The organism is Pseudoalteromonas sp. T1lg65, assembly GCF_051930985.1.
In the GTDB taxonomy this organism is placed as follows: Bacteria; Pseudomonadota; Gammaproteobacteria; order Enterobacterales; family Alteromonadaceae; genus Pseudoalteromonas.
Window position 1 is genome coordinate 1,122,433 of sequence record NZ_CP196837.1, and the last position, 16,779, is coordinate 1,139,211.

The following is a 16,779-nucleotide window of genomic DNA, read 5'->3' on the forward strand; positions in this document are numbered from 1 at the left end:
AGTGGTCCAAAAATAATGCTGTTTTATGAACCATGAGAATAAACAGATATGAACGATAAGGTGAATTTTCGTAGTGTGTTTAGATTGGCAGGATTTCATCAGTTGGTTGATTTGCAATGCGAGTTATACCAATCAGCTCAATAAAGTAGCCAAATTTGAGGCGAGATACGCGTCGATACCGAGACAAAAGTTTTGCGATTTAGTGATACTAAATAAGAAATTTTTAACACAGTTAGCGACAAGTTTACTCTCTCAACTTGGTTAAGTATTAATGCGGATCGGTACTATCTACTTAACAACAATAAATTGCTTGAACACAGCACTTCAACCAGCACGAACAACCACGTTATATGCCTAATAGTCGGCAGTAACAAATCTGTTCAAAAAGCAAACTAACCAAATTTTACACAATCTAAAACGGAATTTAAGTCACCGTGTTTATTGATAGAGGGTAAGGAAAACAATGGTACACATAAACACAACTAAGCCACGGTTGGTCGGGCAGTCAAGATCAACACCTGCAGGTTCAGAGATTCTGCGAGTCGCACGGAAGCTCAGAGGATATACCCAAGCGGAATCTGCTGCACATTACGGAATCGAGGAAAGAACCCTGAGGCGTTGGGAAAACAAAGAGTACAGTCCACGTTGGAATGATGTGGTTGGCTTAGTCGAAGACGTCTATCTATTAGATATTTTAGAAGTGATAGGAAAAATTCATGATGAACAATCAAGTGACGATTAAACAGCTCAGACAAGCCCTAAAGCGCTGGGGAAAATTCTGGTATGGCAAAGAGTTGGGTAAAGGATTTAACCGAGTCGCGGTGACAGAAAATATCTCTCGCTACTCGGTTGCTGGATGTTCATCAGATCAGATGTCGGTACCCGCTGAAATCAGTGGTCTGACCGCCATCATTGATAACTTAAGACCTGAATGCAAACGAGCCTTACGCGTTAAATATTTGTCTACCGATAAGGGCCTTGAAGCCATCAAAATGACCGGATTTGATAGCAAACGCTCGTTTGAATTTTGGTTAGTAAAAGCCGAGCGCGCCTTATTACTGGCTCTCAGTGGCGCGCAGTGAAATAGAGGAAAAATATGTCTTTGATGAATACTGTAGAGCAAATCAAACGGCATGAAGGGTTTCGACGCTTTCCCTATTACTGTACCGCAGGCAAGCTCACCATTGGCTATGGGCGAAACCTTGAAGATACAGGTATAGACGAAGATGAAGCCGAATCCATGCTTGCCGGAGACATTGAAAACGCAAGAGCCGCTGTGCTTCGGCGGATCAATGTCCAAAAGTGTAACGAAGCAAGACTCGCTGTGCTGGTCAATATGACCTTTAACTTGGGCGTTGCTGGGTTATTGAAGTTTACTCGCATGCTCAGTGCTGTGGAGTCGGGAGACTTTGACAAAGCGGCACTAGAAATGCTCGATAGTTTATGGGCGCGACAAGTGCCCAGTCGAGCACAAGAGCTGGCGCAACAAATGATTTCAGGGGAGTGGCAGCAATGAGTTTACTTGGCAGTTTATTTAGCAGCAATGCCGTGGCACCCATTGAAGCGATTGGTAATATTCTTGATGAGTTGTTTACCAGCGAAGAAGAAGTGCTGAAACAAGAGCATCTAAAAGCCCGTCTGGTTGCCAAACACGCCTTGGTACAAGCCCAAATCAATCAGGTTCAGGCGGCACATCGCAGCGTGTTTGTCGCCGGAGCCAGACCCTTTTTGATGTGGGTGTGTGGCATGGGGTTTTTGTTTTCTTTTGTCATTAACCCCTTGTTGCAATGGTTATTACCAGAGCATGGCACGCCAGAGTTACCGTTAGATGTGATGTTGGAACTCACCCTTGCCATGCTGGGGTTAGCTGGACTGCGCACCGTGGAGAAAGTAAAAGGAGTCGCTAAGTGAGTCAACCAGAGCATTGGCAATTGAAGAAGGAGCTCAATTTGGCACACGTATTGACCACCATCGCTTTGCTGGTATCTGGTGTGGTGTATGTCAGCGATTTAGATAAAAGGATCTCAACTAACTCACAAGAGTTAAACCATCTCAAGCAAATCCGTAATGAAGATCAAAAGCGCATTGAAAAGCGACTCGACTCCATCGACAAAAAGCTCGATACCTTGTTGAGTGCTAAGCGAGTGGTTCAATAGTCAGCGCTTTTTTTGCACGGATCTGCATCAATTTCATAGGAGCCCCACTTGAATAACGCAATCGATCTAACCCGACTAGCAGCGCCGAATGTCATTGAAGCGCTAAGCTATGATGAGATCTATCAAGACATGGAGCAACAGCTCAAAGCGGCTGAACCACAATATCAATTATTGCCATCTGATCCGGCAATCAAATTATTGGAATTGTTTGCTTATCGAGAAGTCATGTTGCGTCAACGGGTGAACGACGCTGCCCAATCAGTCATGTTGGCTTATGCGCAAGGCACTGATTTAGACCATCTTGGTGAGTTGTTGGGTATTAAGCGCAAACTCGATGAAAGCGATCAACGTTATCGTACACGCATTCCGTTGTCGCTAGAAAGCCATAGTATGGCAGGCACATCAGGCGCGTATCAGTATCATGCGTTCAGCGCCTCAACCAAGGTAAAAGATGTGTTTGTCGAGTCCTCTAATCCAGGGATAGTCGATGTATACATTTTGCCAGAGCAACAGGTTAGTGATGTTGAAGCACTGCGCCTATCAGTACTGAGATACCTTAACGATGAAGACGTTCGTCCGTTAACGGATTTGGTGCGCGTGCACTTGGTTCAGCCTGAGCTTTATCGTATTGAAGCAACTGTATTTTTTAATTCAGGGATCAACACAGAACGGGTTAAAGCTGACATCAACCAAGCGCTGTCCGATTTTATCCGCAAGCACTATTTGCTAGGAAAGGAAATTCCGCACTCTGGGATTATTGACGCACTGCATCAAGGCGGAGTGCGCAAAGTCCAGTTGCTGTCACCTACAACAGACTTGTTAATGACCGCAAAAACTGCAGCAGTTTGTCACGATATCAAACTGCACTTTCCACAAGGCTAGGAGGGATAATGGATAATCCGTTTAGCGCACTTTTGGTACACAATCACAGTCAATTTGAAAAGCAGCTAGTTGATGGCATAGAGCAATATCCCAATCGATTAAGCAAAAAGACCGTGACCCCAGAGCACATTGCTAAGCAATGGGACCCAAAAACGTGCCCTGAGTCTTTGCTGCCTTGGCTCGCTTGGTCCCTCTCTGTTGATGAGTGGGACGAAGCGTGGCCGGTGGCAACCAAGCGAGACTTCATCGCCAATTCGGTCAAAGTACATAAACACAAAGGGACGGTGGGATCGGTAAAGCGCGCATTGGCCTCTCTTGGCGTAAACGTTGAGTTTTTTGAGTGGTTTGAAGATATTGACGATATTGCGCTTGCGCCTTATCAATCCAAGCAACCTCATACTTTTATGTTTATCGCTTGGGCACATGAGGTGCCGTACACCAGTTCGGTAATCACACTGGACGAAACCATCTACCGAGCGATACGTCGCGTTACTGAGCGCACCAAACCGCAACGGGCTCATTTTGAGTTTTTAGTTGGGGCAAAGCTGAAGTTAGCACTCAAAGCCGCTAGTATCAGTAGCGGCTTGCAAGTCGCCAGAACCACAATTCGAACTGAACCAGTTAAGGCGGGCAGCAGCAAAGTCGAAACCCAGTGGGCGATGGTGAACCCGCATCGTATCGCCAAGCGCAGCCATTATATGAGCACTCAGCATGTTAACGCTCAGCTCGCCCCGCAACTGGGTGTCAAAGTACATCTGCAAAACCGCCGCCAAGCGGTGAGCAGACTGTATTTGCATAACGATCAACGGTTACCCGCTGCTAAGCATGATTTTGCCATGCAAGGTCAAGCCGCGTTTCATCTTGCCAATCAGCGTGTTCAAGTGGCGCGGTTTTACTGCTTACCAGCGTCTTAGCTAACCATAGTCGCGGTTAGTTAGAACACCCCATCTATTTTCATTTTCCACCTACAAAAGGAGAGAGTGCTGTGAGCACAATTTTACAGCCAACCATTACCACGGCGGGCTTGGAGGCCGTGTTTAATGCACAGCGAAACGGTTTCCAAGCAAAAATCTGCAAAGTGGGACTCGGTACGGGCAACTATGTGCCGGATCAAGGCCGTCGCCAACTGCAAAATGAAGTGCATCGCATTATGGTCGCCAGCGGCGAAGATAAAGGCAATGCGCAAATCCACATGAGTGTGATAGACGACACCGATCATAACTTTTGGGTTAACGAAGTGGGTTTTTATATCGAAAGCGAAGCCAACGGCGAAACCCAAGAAGTGTTGTTTGCTGTGTATTCACACCCTGATAAACCGATTGCCTTTAAATCCGAGGAAGTGGATTTGCTGTTGGCATTCGACTTAGTACTCACTGGCGTGCCGGCCGATGCGGTAACCATTGTTGATAACGGCGTAAACCTCAACATACTTATCGCCCCTGAACTGGCCAAAGTCGGCGCGGCACAAATCAATAACATGACCCGTCACCTCAAACAAAAGTTTGCGTTGATGGAAAAAGGGCTTTTATAAAAGGAGTAAACTATGGCGTTAGAACAAGATATTGCCAATCTCATCACCGCTTCAGACCAACTGACAACGGTGGTTGATAATAAGGCACAACAGTTAGATCAGCAGATGGCTGAATATGGACAACGGATCACTGCAAAGGAACAGCAAGTTGATCAATTTATTCAAGATGCAAACCCAGAAACACGGTATGTACAAACCATAACGATTGGTGGCTCCAAGGATTACCTTTATCCAGTATGGTGGCGTTTTCCTAGCAATGATTTTGGTGTGGGTAAGCTAACGGTGCATCGTCATTATTCTTGGAATGGGGGAGAAAGCGAAAGGCCTCTCAATTCGTTATCTGGCCACCAAGCGGCATTATTACTTGAGCTAGAAGGAAATGCTTACATATGGAATGGTGACTCTAACTTTTTGAATATAAAGCGCTTCCATGAAAGGTATAATAATACCGCTAGCCATGTGGATTTTCGTTTGAACTGTTATGCAGAAAAAATGGACCCATCAAAAGAGTTTTACGGTGGTGGCGAAGATGGCAGTTTGGGGCCGTGGCACTGTACATATAGTGGTTTATATCTGCGAGGTGGGGGGCTTACATATCGTATCACTAAAAACTGGAAAGGAGACGTGTTCTTTCATGATGGCAGTGATATGGAACGTCGTGACACTTACTCCAGTGCTCAGGGGAATTGGACTGTTCGCTGGTTTGTAAAACCCATTCCGTTTACTGAACGTAGGGCGCCAATAGCGAATACCATCCCGTATGTAAACCATCCTTACACTCCCCCAGCTTCAGAATAAAAAGGAAAAACTATGTTATTAGATAAGCTTACCGTTGCAGGCAATGAGTTAATTAATGTACCAGCGGAGGAAAAAACCTTGTTAGATTTAGGCGTATCAAAAACTGATATTCCTGCACTTTTGGAACAAGCTCGCATCACGCAACTCGTTGCACAGTGCCAACATGCAAGGAGCTACGCATATCACTGCGAGTCGGATGGGCTCGCATTCGAGTACCTAGCAGCAAAAGCTGAGTTTGGTGACAGCAGTGAACAAGCTGAAGCTGCCAAAACAGCTTGGTTGCAAGCTCGCTCAGCAATAAAAAGCCGTTATCCCAAGCCTTAACAAAAGCTGTAACCCCCCCACAGGTCAATTTTGACCGTTTTTATTTCAAAAAAACAGTTACCATTTCAATAACCTAGAAATAGTGGTGTTCCCGTACACAATGGGCGTAAGGTTTTTACCTTGCGCCCATTTTTTGTGGTTTAAATCTTTGTAGCTTAGCAACCAGCAAGGCGATAAAGGTGTGAACCATGCACTAATAACATCACGCCAATTTCTGTCTATCCACTTTATCAAACTCATTAGCCGATAACCTTATGTCGAAATCTCAACTTATTGATTTATCTCAGTTGCCTGCACCGGATGTGCTGGAAACGCTGGATTACGAACAACTGCTACAGGCGCTAAAAAATCACCTGATTGAGCAAAATCCCGAGCTTGAACCGTCGCTTGGGTTGGAGTCAGAGCCGCTCACTCAGCTATTAAACGCGTATGCGTATCAAATTCTGATGTTGCGCGCACGGGTTAACGACGCCGCAAAATCAACCATGCTCAGCAGTGCAGCGGGGGCGGATTTAGACCAAATAGCCAGCCGCTACGGGGTGTCGCGTTTAACACAAGAAAACGACTCCCGCCTGCGCGAGCGGGTGCAACTGGCATTTCATAGTTTGAATACCGCAGGCACCGAGAAAAGCTATCGCTACCACACCCTAAGCGCGGATGAACGCGTGAAAGATGTCCATGTTGCCAGCCCTTCGCCTTGCCATGTGGTGTTGACCATTTTAAGCACTGAGTCTGCCAATGGTCAGCCGTCAGCCGCGCTGATGGATAAGTTGGCGATCACCTACGGGCTAACCGAAGGCGATCAAAACTCAGTATCAACGGCACTAGAAGCACAAAAAGTTAGGCCCATTGGCGACCGCGTAGAAATTGTCCCAGCCAAAGTTAACGCCTTTAATTTACATGCCCAAATTAAGCTTGAACTAGGGCCGGGACATACTCAAGTTAAGCAGCAAGTGCTAAACAAGGTGACGGAGTTTTTGAACGAGCGGAGTCGTCTTGGCAAAGACATCAAACGCTCGGCGCTGTATGCCGCCTTACATCAAGCGGGTGTTGAAGAAGTCGAACTTACGTCACCCGTTGGCAACATTGAAGTGGAATTAGATGAAGTCGCATGGTGTGAAAACGGCTTAAATGGCATCACTTTTGAGGTGCTGTCATGAGTCTACTGCATCAAGGTAGTACGCTGCAAACCCAGCTACAGCAGGCCATTAGCGAACAGCTTCTGCCTGTAGCGCAGGGCGCTGATGTGATAGGCACCCTATGGCAGCCTGATACTTGTCCCGCGGGGTTGTTACCTTGGCTGGCGTGGAGTCAAGGCGTTGAGCACTGGGATGAAAATTGGAACGAAGCCACCAAACGCAAAATCATCGCCCAAAGCTATGAACAACATAAATTTTTGGGCACCCGATTTGCGGTGATCAATGGCTTGGCGCCATTTGGTTATCGCACCAACATCAAAGAGTGGTTTGAAAAGCACCCACAAGGTGAACCGGGCACGTTCTCGGTGGATGTGTCGGTCACCGACAAAGGCATTAACAGCGAGCTTATTGAGCAGATCCACGCAAGCGTTACACAAACCAAGCGCAAAAGCGTGCAGTTTGATCTGTCGGTGAGCTTGTTGTCAGAGTCAAAAATTCAGCTTGCGGCGGCTTCTTGTAGCAGTTTAAGCGCCACAGTTTACCCCTATTTTGCCAGCGAAATAACCAGTCAAACCACGCTTAACGTTGTCACAGCCAATCAGTCAATTAATCAAATCAAAGTTTATCCATGGAGTACTTATGTCGACGCCACAATACTGGACCATGCTGACGCCAGCAGGCCGAGCTAAAATTGCCAATGCCATCGGCACAGGCATTAAAATTAACTTAACCAAATTTGCCGTTGGTGATGGACTTATTCTGCCTGACGCCGAAGGACTCAGTAACGAGCGCTTTCGCGGCTTAATCAATAGCTCACAGACCCTTGACGATAACCCGTCGATGCTCGAACTGATAGGCATTGTGCCTTCAACAGAAGGCGGGTTTTACGTTCGCGAAGCGGCATTTTATACCGAAGACGACGTGGCCTTTGCCATCGTCAAATACCCTGAAACTTATAAACCCAATATTGCCGATAACGCCAGTGCCGAGCTTGGTATTAAGGCGGTGATCGATGTGGTGCGCTCAAACATGGTAGAGCTAAAAATTGACCCTTCTATGGTGTACGCCACACAGCAGCATGTGAGTAACGAAATCAACAAACTAGCGGGCCTGCTTTCACTCGACGGCGGTGCGTTTTCTGACTCTTATCCAAACTCAACTAGCCTAGATGGAGGCACTTTATAATGGCAAACAAATTACAATTTAGACGCGGCCCAGCTGCAAACAGAACCAACGTTACCCCAGCAAGCGGTGAACCGATTTGGTTAACCGATAGCAAAAAACTGTTTGTAGGTGACGGCCAAACCCCGGGCGGGATCGACATTTTTGGCACGCTTGGCAGCGCTATTTACAAAGACGCAGGCACCAGTGCCAACCAAGTGCTTACCCTAGATGGCAGCGGTAAAATTCCCGAAGGCGTATTGCCTCGTTTGGCGATTGGCGAACCGTTTGAAGTAGCCAACCAAGCTGCGATGCTGGCATTAACAGCCCAGCCGGGCGATTTGGCAATTCGTACTGACGAAAACAAGTCCTATGTACTAAAAGCCACGCCAGCAAACGTGTTGTCAAACTGGATCTTGCTACGTACCCCAACCGATAACGTACTGTCGGTGAATGGCAAAACTGGTGCGGTAAGCATCACCAAAAACGATGTTGGCTTGAGCAATGTCACTAATGAATCCAAAGCCCAGTTATTCACCTCGCCCAACTTTACTGGCTCACCAAAAGCCCCAACCAAGGCCCTGTCAGACGACAGCACCAATATCGCGACAACCGCATGGGTACGCGATTGGGTGACGTCACTTGGCTTAGCAGTAGAAGGCGGCGATATCGACGGAGGTACGTTTTAATGGGTCGAAAGATTCAATTTAGACGCGGTCCGGAGGCAGAACGGTTACAAACCGTGCTTGCCAACGGCGAACCCGGCTGGTCGCCAGAAACTAAACAGTTTTTTATTGGAGACGGTGAATCACTAGGAGGCGTGCCGGTTGAGATGGGGCACAGTCATATAATCACAGCTGACACGGCTGCCATTGTTGGCTGTAAATACGCGTTTAAAGCCCCGTGTAAATTACATCTACCCGCAACAGCTAACGAGGGTGAGCGAATCGCGTTTTGTGTACTCAGTAGCTCAACTGTAGATGACAACAACAAAGCACAAGTTATAGCTGCAAACGGTCTAATCAAAGACGGTGAGGCGGGGACTGAGTATCACACCGCGCTTTTCACTCAGCGTGTAGCTGTGTTCATTAATTCAAAGTGGGAAATTTTATGACGATATTGACAGATAAAAGTACGTCAAGCGCGGCAGGTTTTGTTAATGGAGAGTTTCCAAACGCGAGTAGTCAATTATTACCGTGGCCGGAGGCTACAAACTTTGGAACAGTACTGGATGTACACGGCTATTTGGGAGGTAACTTTAACCATGCAATCCCAAACCCGTATGACAATACGGGCGGTTATGTCCATGTAACATACGGTGTTGTTACCTACTACAATGCGGACGGAACGATAAAATGGAGTAAGGCGGCTTCTAGTATGCAAGACCAAAGCACATTTTATGCGTTCCCTCACATCATTCATTTAATTGATGGTGTACCCCATTTAGTCGGATTTATGAGTAATAATGCCAATACTAACTGGTTTCACTTGTACAAGATAAATTTGAATACGTCAGCAGGCTTGGCGGGTGACTACTTTCTAGCAGAGCCTAAAGGTTTTGGGATTTTAGAGGATGATACATTATTTGCCACAACTCAAGCTGAAAAAAATATGTTCACTCCGCTACACAGTTACAAGGTAGAGCTAGACGATATGAGTTTTGGTCGTCTGCTGAATGTTGGAGTAACAGGGAGGATGAGGGACGTTAACCGCTCCGAGGTTTTTAAACAACCAGGAATAGCGTTGTTCAATGGTAGTGTAACTATAGGCCCAGTTACAGGCGGCGCGCGTTATACGAACGAAGGATCTCATGATGTTTTTAGTTTTTTGATTGGTATAAATAGAGACCTTAGTATTTCGACACCAAGCAGTGAAAAAGAAAATTTTCGGACTGAACACGGTCCTTCATTAAACAGCTTCAAGGGGAGTTTGCAGCAGATATCGAAAGATTTGTTCATGTTTAATGGTCGTCGAGAGTCTATAGCTGGTCAGTATATACACTGGTGGTTTGGCTATGGGCGTAGAATGTATTTCACTAGGTCTGCATTAGAGGACTGGATTAAAAATTGTATATACGCACAATGCGGCCATCGGATAGGGGGGTAGCATGAAAATTTTACTACGAGTGGTTGACGGTGACATTCCTAGTCAATTACCCGATGCATCAATAAAATTCACGCAACAGAAAATTGTGATTATAGATGAACGCCCGTACTTGCTCGCTGATTATATAGGTGATAAACAGCTAGTTAGTGATTATGATGTCGATACGTTTTTGGCCCAAAGACGCGACGAGGACACATTAAAACGTGTTGTTATTGATAATGTATCCGGTCAATTCGATGGTTATGTGAATCATGAGAATGAGTTTACGGTGCCTCAACAGTCAAACGAGGTAATAGCAATGGGCCAGCTTGCTATACCAGATCGTAGATTCAAAGTGCCGTTTCGGCGCACTGATACAGGTCGTATTCAATTAATGCCAGCTCAAGTTCAAAATGGTCAATTTTCAATTCCGCTTAAGTTTGAAACAAATGGTGTCTGGATAGTAAATCAGGAATTGTTTAATTCAGACTTTTCAGAGGACTTATTTTCACTAGATGAATACCGATTTTCGGTTATCTAAATTGTAAAAGCCGTCATCCCGTGGAAGTAGGTACTTTATTCAGCAGAGTTCAAACCTTTCTAAGCAGCCACTCTTCACGCTTTAGCGGCACAACCCAATATCAATTTCATTTTTCAAGGCTACACCTCCAAGGAGTCTAATCGATGGATACCCATATCGATTTAAGCAAACTCCCTGCACCTAACATTATTGACTCACTCTCTTACGAACAGATCTTGGCTTCGCGCAAGGCGCGGTTTGCTGAGCTGGCGCCGCAGTATGCGCAAGCGCTGGAGCTAGAGAGCGATCCGCTTAATGTGTGGTTGCAGGTAGAAAGCTATCAAGAACTGTTGCTTCGGCAACGTATTAACCAAGCTGCGCAATCTAACTTGTTGGCGTTTGCTAAGCAGGCTGACTTGGATCACCTCGGCGCGTTTTACGGGGTGAGTCGCGTGGCGGATGAACACGATGACGACTACCGTCAACGTATTCGCAATAACACCATTGCCTCAAGCACCGCGGGCAGTGCCGAGCATTATCGCAAGCATGCAATAAATGCCGCGCCTAACGATATTGCCGATGTGTCGGTGTACAGCCCAGAAAATGGCAATGGCACCGTGCGGATCACGGTACTGACCAAAGCCGCATTAGACGAGGCCACGGTGCAAACCCCGCCGCCGCAAGATGCTGAGCCAAGCGGCCATATTGTCGATAAGGTGAAAGCTAACGTGCTCGACGACGCAGTAAAAATGCTAACCGACGATGTTACCGTCAAAGGCGCACAGCTAAAGGCGGTGGATGTCGAAGCAGACGTATTTTTGCAGCCAAATACCCCACATGCGGTGTTTGTTGAACTGGAACAAGCGCTGCGTGAAGCATGGCGAAAGGATGCCCGATTGGGCTGGGATTTAGCACCCAGTTGGATCAGTGCTCAGCTGCATAAAAGTGGTGTGCATTATGTGCAAATTCACAAGCCCAATGCATTACAAGACATGACCTCACAACACTGCGCGGTGCCGGGTAACATTACACTGACCCTGCGCTCGTGAGGTGATCATGGAGCAAATATCTGAACAAACCAAAAAGGGTCCGCCGCTGGCGCTATTACCGCCCACGTGCAGCCCATTATTGCGCGAGGTGTGGCAAAGCCAAGCGAGTCTCAAGCAATACGATAAGGCGATTGCCAACCTCACCAATATGAAAGCGCATCCACACGATGCGCAGCTGATGTGGTTAGTGTGGGAGTATGGTCTTGAGTCGATTTTGCCGTATAGCCAAGACCTACGTAAAACCTTAAAAGATGGCCTAGCATGGCAGCGCATTCGCGGTACGCCCAAAAGCTTAACTACGGCGCTTAGCTGGTTAGACTTACACAACCCGAAGATTGAAAACACGCCGTCAGGCAGCCATCACTACAGCTATCAAATAGATACCGGCACCGTGCCCGGTGACGAGCGGGTTGAAAAGGTGGTAAAGCTGGCAAAACTGTCGGCTCCCGTCAGTAGCCAACTCACACGGATTTATCACGGCTATGACGTACGCAAACAAATGCTGTCGAGCCAAGGTAACCAGTTTGGCAATATGCTGAGTGACTATTCGGGCACGTTAGTCACCCTTGCCGATAACACCCAAGTTAAAATTAGCTTTGGACGGTATCAAAAGCACAGTATTGACGCCACCCCAGAGCTTGGTTTTTTACATCATCGCAGTCGCAGTCAACACAGTAAATACCTTGATGAGTATGACCCAAATCGCTATTGCCTAACCACCGATCAGCCGTCGGCATTGCCGAATCAAATCGTCAGGCAGCACACCGTATGTCGCCGATACAACTTGGCCCAGTGGCCAGCGGTTGGTCAATCACCAACGCCACAATTGTGTGCGGTCACGGTGCACTACTCGCGCCGAGTTAATGCGCTACCACTCAAACTTTCAGGCGCCAGCACCGGACGGATGAACTATGGCGTACTTAATTTGACCGCCGTACCGCCAAGCTAACTGTTTTTAAGGAATCATTATGAGCGAACCGAACACCTTTACGCCCATTGTGTGGACCGAGCAGGGCTTAAGCAAACTCCTTGATGCCCAGCAACATAGTATCAATATGCCGATCACCCATGTTTCGGCCGGAGATCAAGCCTATACCCCCAGTGCCACACAAACCGCATTGCGTAACGAAAAACAAAAGGTGTCGATTATCGATGCCACCATTATTGACAGCCAAGACTACGGCAAGCAGTTGAGCTTTAGCGCCCTATTTGATGGCGAACAAGAATACGCCGTAAAAGAAATTGGCATTTGGTCAGGACCAAACACTTTAGTTGCCGTATACAGCGAGCCCAATCGCCAACTTAACTATAAATCGGCAGACGCCGCTTGGCTGGAAGTATTCAATATCGCGGTATCGGCATTGCCTAGCGACAACATCACCTGTCAGGTTGGTATAAACAACGCCAATGTGTTTTTTACCGAATCCTTGTTGAACTTAGTGCAAGCACAGGCCCTCAACAGCAAAAACCTGATGCAGCAAATTTACAACAACTTTCAAATACAACAGCGGCTTAAAAGCGCTGGACTGTAAGGAAACCCCATGAGCAGCAAAACCATAGACGAAAAACTCACCGAGATCAGTAACACCGTCACCGCACAAACCGACAAAGCCGACGAGCTAGTCAGCGAAATTCGCAATAGCTGGCAAGAGGTTAAAGCGGTTCACGAGGTCACCAATCATAACCAACAAGCCATGCGTGACTGGCAAACTCAAACCGGCGAAACCACATTTAAAGACCTAGCGGGCAATACCCACCAAGTACCCACGCTTAAGTCACTGATAGCCGATGCACAAAGCATCAACCCCAATCCTCATGTTATGACCAAGGCACAGTTTGATGCGTTAAGGGAAATGCGTAAACAGCAATATGCGGGGAGTGGGTTTGTTGAATGGGGAAAGCATAATTTTGGAAATCCAAATGTCAATGAGGGGATGTGGCAATGGCTTAACCCTTCATTTAGAAATAGATTTGTTCTCGGTGAAGATGCTTCAAATAGACATCATGGAGTGTCAAAAACTATCCACCCTCAAGTATTAGTCGATGGCACTTTACATCAAGTTTATGGTGTTGTGCATCATGGGACTCAATCAACTTTGATTTTCCCCCCAGCTCCAGACGGCACTAAAACCTATGACTCGGCAACCGGCACTGTTACCCAACACAGCAATGCAGAAGTGGCCTTTGCCACTGAGACTGAAACCAATAAGGTCATTACCTCTCGTAAAGACTTGGTGTTTTTAGAGTCTTGGCATGAAAAAATTGCCGATAAAGATGTGGTCTACCCATTGGGCAACGTGCAATACGGCGCAAGCGGCTATAAAGGGATTGGACTGTTAAATAACCTAGTCGAACAAGGCTATTCCGCATTTGGTGAGTGGGACCAAAACACCAAAGGTTACGGTGCTAAATGGTCAACCCTGACCGACGCACAAAAAGCGATATTCCTAGGCGAACCAGAACACAATATCTACTACGACCCCAAAGCGAAAGCGTATGTTCAAGTGCGTTATAGAGTACGAGTGGTTGAGGGGTTTGGTAATAGTTGGAACAGCGCCCACCCCAGTAAAATAGAGGGTGCTGAATGGGCTACATATTCTTCAAAGCGAATCGTATATGCCCAAGGCAGCTCAAACTCTAAAACAAATAAGGTATTTGTATCAAATGTACATCTTCAATCTACAATTACTAAAAATGATAACGGCGTTGCAGAAGGTGAATCATCCACATTTGGATTATTAAGTTTTGGTGAAACGAAGCCTCTTGCTCTCCCGATTGCCCTCGTGCAACGCTTAAACCAAGGGGCGTATCATCCCAGCTACAACCCGATGGGGTGTAGAGCATGGAACCAGCAAGATAATGGTGGGGCAGCACCATGGTATTCAACAGAAGCTGGAAATATTAATGCAATTAATCAAGCGTTTGATATTCAGTTTGGTGGAGTTGGCCGCGTTGGCGCACACTCCAATACAGGTGGTGTAAGCACTGGTCAATCAGGCCGCTCAGACCAATACAAATACCACGATGCTATTTACGCAGGCCAAGTCGAAGACCTACGCCTAAACGCCAATAAACTCGATGTAAACCAACTACGCGAAGAAACAATGCGCAAAGCGGTAGCGGGCACATTACGGGGTAAAGAGAAAGTACCTTTTACTAAGGTAAAAACTGGCTTTTGCCATCACTCAATTAGTACAATTTACGTTTATCAAAGAAACTACGTTACCCCTTCATCGCTAATAGACAAGGACATACTCTATGATGCGACCAGATATTTAGATTCATACCCGACAGATTCGACGGTTTCTTGTTCACCAATTGCAATTAAATTTATAGATGCTGGCGATACAGATTTGACAACATTTAGTGGCGGAGTAGCACTTAACACATGGTTAATTGTTGATAAGCTGCGCATAGCAAATAATAGCCAACATTTAGCAATGATTAACCAAAACACAGGAAACTACCTTTGGTTTTCAGAGGGGTCTGCAAGTACAATCAAAGCCGAAATTATTTTCCCAACCGAAGCTCAAAGTGCTGAATTCGACTCTCTCCCCTGGGTTGATATTATCGGCTCGCCAGAAAATATCGCTGCCACATTCCCCGATGGTGTAGTTGGACAGTGGGTTCCCCAATTACCAAGTGACGATACTGAACAGCAATTTAAAGCAAATAGAAAGTGCCTGTCTCATCCAGCAGTTAATGCATTACGCACAATGGATAATGGTGAGACATGGCAGGCGATTACTGCTTCTGTTAGCAGCGTAGAAAATGAAATTCAAGATACATGGAACGCACAAAGTGTAGGGTTGGTCCAATATGAGTCGTTAAGCCACTTTACTAAGCCTGCAAATAACTCACAAATTGTTGGTAGCTTGGGTGATGTTTACGCGAGCCAAGCCTATTTAAATGAGTATGGTAACCGCCTACACTCATCGCTAACTGGACGGACTGGAATACGTATTGGAGGTCCTCTTTTTCAAGAGTTTTTGGGGCTGTCTAAGTACACTTACTATAGTCCACGTTCAACATTGGGATGGACTGCTCAAATAGGTGATGAACCCACTCACTGCGCATTGAATCTAGATGTTACGAATGCATACTCCCCTGCATACAAAACTCTGCACTCAATCACTGAGAAAAACGGCCTGCTATACCTGCAATTCCACGGCGCAGAACTTAAACACAACGGTACGGATTGGGGCGACGACCAAACCATTCCAATTATCGATGGCGAAAACGTCAAAACCGACCTTAACGGCAACACCGTCAAAGTATTCTGCCACCACACCCAATTGCCAATTGGCATCGCCAGTCACTAAGGATTAATTATGCAACCTACGACCAATCAGACTGTGGAGGCGGTCGACGCAGTGCTGCCTGAAAATCACACTGACAGCACCGTCAACAACACGACTAACGCCGAATTAGAGGCCGAGCAATCAACAAGCTCATCACCAAGTATCAGCTACGATGAGGTGATGACTAAAATCATGCTGCGTCATCCAAGGGCGCAAATTGACCAAGCATTAGCGACGGCGATTGAGCAGGAGCAACAAGCGTATGAAGCCGCACATCACGCATGGCAGCTGCAAGTGACGGCAATTGAAGTGCAGCGACAGGCCGCCCTTGAGCACAATGCAGGGTTAACGCCAGATAGCAGCGATGTGCCAATGCCGGTGCCAGAGTTACCTGTTGAGCCGACTTTGCAACTAGCAAAGCGCAGACAATGCTATCGCACGGAAGTGGTTGACGTGGACCTTGAGTTGACCACCCAAACACAACCTGCCAAACGAGAATACGACGACCAAGCCTTTGTCACCTATGAATACCCAGCGACAGAGGCGCACAGCGATGCGCAGATTGCAAAGGTAAAGCGAGAGCGTTTTAAACAAGCGCGAAATCAATTGTTGGCCGCGCAAACCGTGGTGGTGGATGAACTTACGTTTGACGCTGACGAGCTGAGCCAGCAACGTATGGCTCGGGCGCTATTGGTAATGGACGAGCAACAAACCATACCCTGGATCTTAGCCAATAATGACGTGGCAGAAATCACCAAAACACAGCTATTTAGTGCCTGTAAGTTGGCTGCTGAGCAGCAAACCGCGCTGTGGATTGGCGAATAACACCCATT

The 16,779-nt window shown here is 46.7% G+C and carries 23 protein-coding genes; 22 read left to right on the forward strand and 1 reads right to left on the reverse strand.

What is annotated here, in order from left to right; translation table 11 throughout:
• Window positions 1-463 precede the first annotated feature (463 nt).
• From ACSLBF_RS04840 to ACSLBF_RS04885, 10 genes are all read left to right on the forward strand, one after another.
• Window positions 464-742, forward strand: a complete 279-nt coding sequence (locus ACSLBF_RS04840; protein ID WP_440055470.1) for a helix-turn-helix domain-containing protein — start codon at window positions 464-466, stop codon at window positions 740-742.
• A complete protein-coding gene (locus tag ACSLBF_RS04845; RefSeq protein ID WP_440055471.1) occupies window positions 717-1,082 on the forward strand; it encodes a hypothetical protein in 366 nt (121 codons plus the stop codon). Before ACSLBF_RS04840 ends, ACSLBF_RS04845 begins: the two co-directional genes overlap by 26 nt.
• Window positions 1,083-1,096: 14 nt before the next feature.
• Window positions 1,097-1,516, forward strand: coding sequence for a glycoside hydrolase family protein (locus ACSLBF_RS04850; RefSeq protein ID WP_440055472.1), 420 nt, complete (start codon window positions 1,097-1,099; stop codon window positions 1,514-1,516).
• Window positions 1,513-1,911: a 3TM-type holin gene (locus tag ACSLBF_RS04855; protein WP_440055473.1), complete on the forward strand. Its 399-nt coding sequence runs from the start codon at window positions 1,513-1,515 to the stop codon at window positions 1,909-1,911. The genes ACSLBF_RS04850 and ACSLBF_RS04855 overlap by 4 nt, the downstream gene beginning before the upstream one ends.
• Entirely contained in the window at window positions 1,908-2,156 is a 249-nt protein-coding gene (locus tag ACSLBF_RS04860; protein WP_440055474.1) for a hypothetical protein, read from the forward strand. Before ACSLBF_RS04855 ends, ACSLBF_RS04860 begins: the two co-directional genes overlap by 4 nt.
• 48 nt (window positions 2,157-2,204) lie before the next feature.
• Window positions 2,205-3,038: a baseplate assembly protein gene (locus ACSLBF_RS04865; protein WP_440055475.1), complete on the forward strand. Its 834-nt coding sequence runs from the start codon at window positions 2,205-2,207 to the stop codon at window positions 3,036-3,038.
• A gap of 8 nt (window positions 3,039-3,046) precedes the next feature.
• Window positions 3,047-3,952, forward strand: coding sequence for a phage tail protein I (locus ACSLBF_RS04870; RefSeq protein ID WP_440055476.1), 906 nt, complete (start codon window positions 3,047-3,049; stop codon window positions 3,950-3,952).
• Window positions 3,953-4,023: 71 nt separating this feature from the next.
• Window positions 4,024-4,569: a phage tail-collar fiber domain-containing protein gene (locus tag ACSLBF_RS04875; protein ID WP_440055477.1), complete on the forward strand. Its 546-nt coding sequence runs from the start codon at window positions 4,024-4,026 to the stop codon at window positions 4,567-4,569.
• 12 nt (window positions 4,570-4,581) lie between these two features.
• Window positions 4,582-5,367, forward strand: coding sequence for a phage tail protein (locus ACSLBF_RS04880; protein ID WP_440055478.1), 786 nt, complete (start codon window positions 4,582-4,584; stop codon window positions 5,365-5,367).
• Between the two features lie 12 nt (window positions 5,368-5,379).
• Window positions 5,380-5,691, forward strand: coding sequence for a hypothetical protein (locus ACSLBF_RS04885; RefSeq protein ID WP_440055479.1), 312 nt, complete (start codon window positions 5,380-5,382; stop codon window positions 5,689-5,691).
• 57 nt (window positions 5,692-5,748) lie between these two features.
• On the opposite strand, the gene ACSLBF_RS04890 is transcribed toward ACSLBF_RS04885, so the two are convergent.
• Entirely contained in the window at window positions 5,749-5,931 is a 183-nt protein-coding gene (locus ACSLBF_RS04890) for a hypothetical protein (protein ID WP_440055480.1), read from the reverse strand.
• Window positions 5,932-5,945: 14 nt separating this feature from the next.
• On the opposite strand from ACSLBF_RS04890, the gene ACSLBF_RS04895 reads away from it, so the two are divergent.
• From ACSLBF_RS04895 to ACSLBF_RS04950, 12 genes are all read left to right on the forward strand, one after another.
• On the forward strand, window positions 5,946-6,851 hold the full coding sequence (locus ACSLBF_RS04895; protein ID WP_440055481.1) for a baseplate assembly protein: 906 nt from the start codon (window positions 5,946-5,948) through the stop codon (window positions 6,849-6,851).
• Entirely contained in the window at window positions 6,848-7,519 is a 672-nt protein-coding gene (locus ACSLBF_RS04900) for a phage tail protein I (RefSeq protein ID WP_440055482.1), read from the forward strand. Before ACSLBF_RS04895 ends, ACSLBF_RS04900 begins: the two co-directional genes overlap by 4 nt.
• Window positions 7,470-8,015, forward strand: a complete 546-nt coding sequence (locus ACSLBF_RS04905; RefSeq protein ID WP_440055483.1) for a phage tail protein — start codon at window positions 7,470-7,472, stop codon at window positions 8,013-8,015. The genes ACSLBF_RS04900 and ACSLBF_RS04905 overlap by 50 nt, the downstream gene beginning before the upstream one ends.
• A complete protein-coding gene (locus ACSLBF_RS04910) occupies window positions 8,015-8,680 on the forward strand; it encodes a hypothetical protein (RefSeq protein WP_440055484.1) in 666 nt (221 codons plus the stop codon). Before ACSLBF_RS04905 ends, ACSLBF_RS04910 begins: the two co-directional genes overlap by 1 nt.
• On the forward strand, window positions 8,680-9,105 hold the full coding sequence (locus ACSLBF_RS04915) for a hypothetical protein (RefSeq protein ID WP_440055485.1): 426 nt from the start codon (window positions 8,680-8,682) through the stop codon (window positions 9,103-9,105). The genes ACSLBF_RS04910 and ACSLBF_RS04915 overlap by 1 nt, the downstream gene beginning before the upstream one ends.
• Window positions 9,102-10,097: a hypothetical protein gene (locus ACSLBF_RS04920; RefSeq protein WP_440055486.1), complete on the forward strand. Its 996-nt coding sequence runs from the start codon at window positions 9,102-9,104 to the stop codon at window positions 10,095-10,097. The genes ACSLBF_RS04915 and ACSLBF_RS04920 overlap by 4 nt, the downstream gene beginning before the upstream one ends.
• Before the next feature lies 1 nt (window position 10,098).
• Window positions 10,099-10,617 carry a hypothetical protein gene (locus ACSLBF_RS04925; RefSeq protein WP_440055487.1) on the forward strand — a complete coding sequence of 173 codons (519 nt, stop codon included), beginning with the start codon at window positions 10,099-10,101 and terminating at the stop codon, window positions 10,615-10,617.
• 143 nt (window positions 10,618-10,760) lie between these two features.
• On the forward strand, window positions 10,761-11,645 hold the full coding sequence (locus tag ACSLBF_RS04930; RefSeq protein ID WP_440055488.1) for a baseplate assembly protein: 885 nt from the start codon (window positions 10,761-10,763) through the stop codon (window positions 11,643-11,645).
• 7 nt (window positions 11,646-11,652) lie between these two features.
• Complete coding sequence (locus ACSLBF_RS04935; RefSeq protein WP_440055489.1) at window positions 11,653-12,594, forward strand: phage tail protein; 942 nt, start codon at window positions 11,653-11,655, stop codon at window positions 12,592-12,594.
• A gap of 19 nt (window positions 12,595-12,613) precedes the next feature.
• Window positions 12,614-13,177 (forward strand): phage tail-collar fiber domain-containing protein, encoded by a 564-nt coding sequence (locus ACSLBF_RS04940; RefSeq protein ID WP_440055490.1) that lies wholly within the window; start codon window positions 12,614-12,616, stop codon window positions 13,175-13,177.
• Window positions 13,178-13,186: 9 nt separating this feature from the next.
• A complete protein-coding gene (locus tag ACSLBF_RS04945) occupies window positions 13,187-15,967 on the forward strand; it encodes a hypothetical protein (RefSeq protein ID WP_440055491.1) in 2,781 nt (926 codons plus the stop codon).
• A gap of 9 nt (window positions 15,968-15,976) precedes the next feature.
• Window positions 15,977-16,771 (forward strand): DUF4376 domain-containing protein, encoded by a 795-nt coding sequence (locus ACSLBF_RS04950; protein WP_440055492.1) that lies wholly within the window; start codon window positions 15,977-15,979, stop codon window positions 16,769-16,771.
• Window positions 16,772-16,779: the final 8 nt, after the last annotated feature.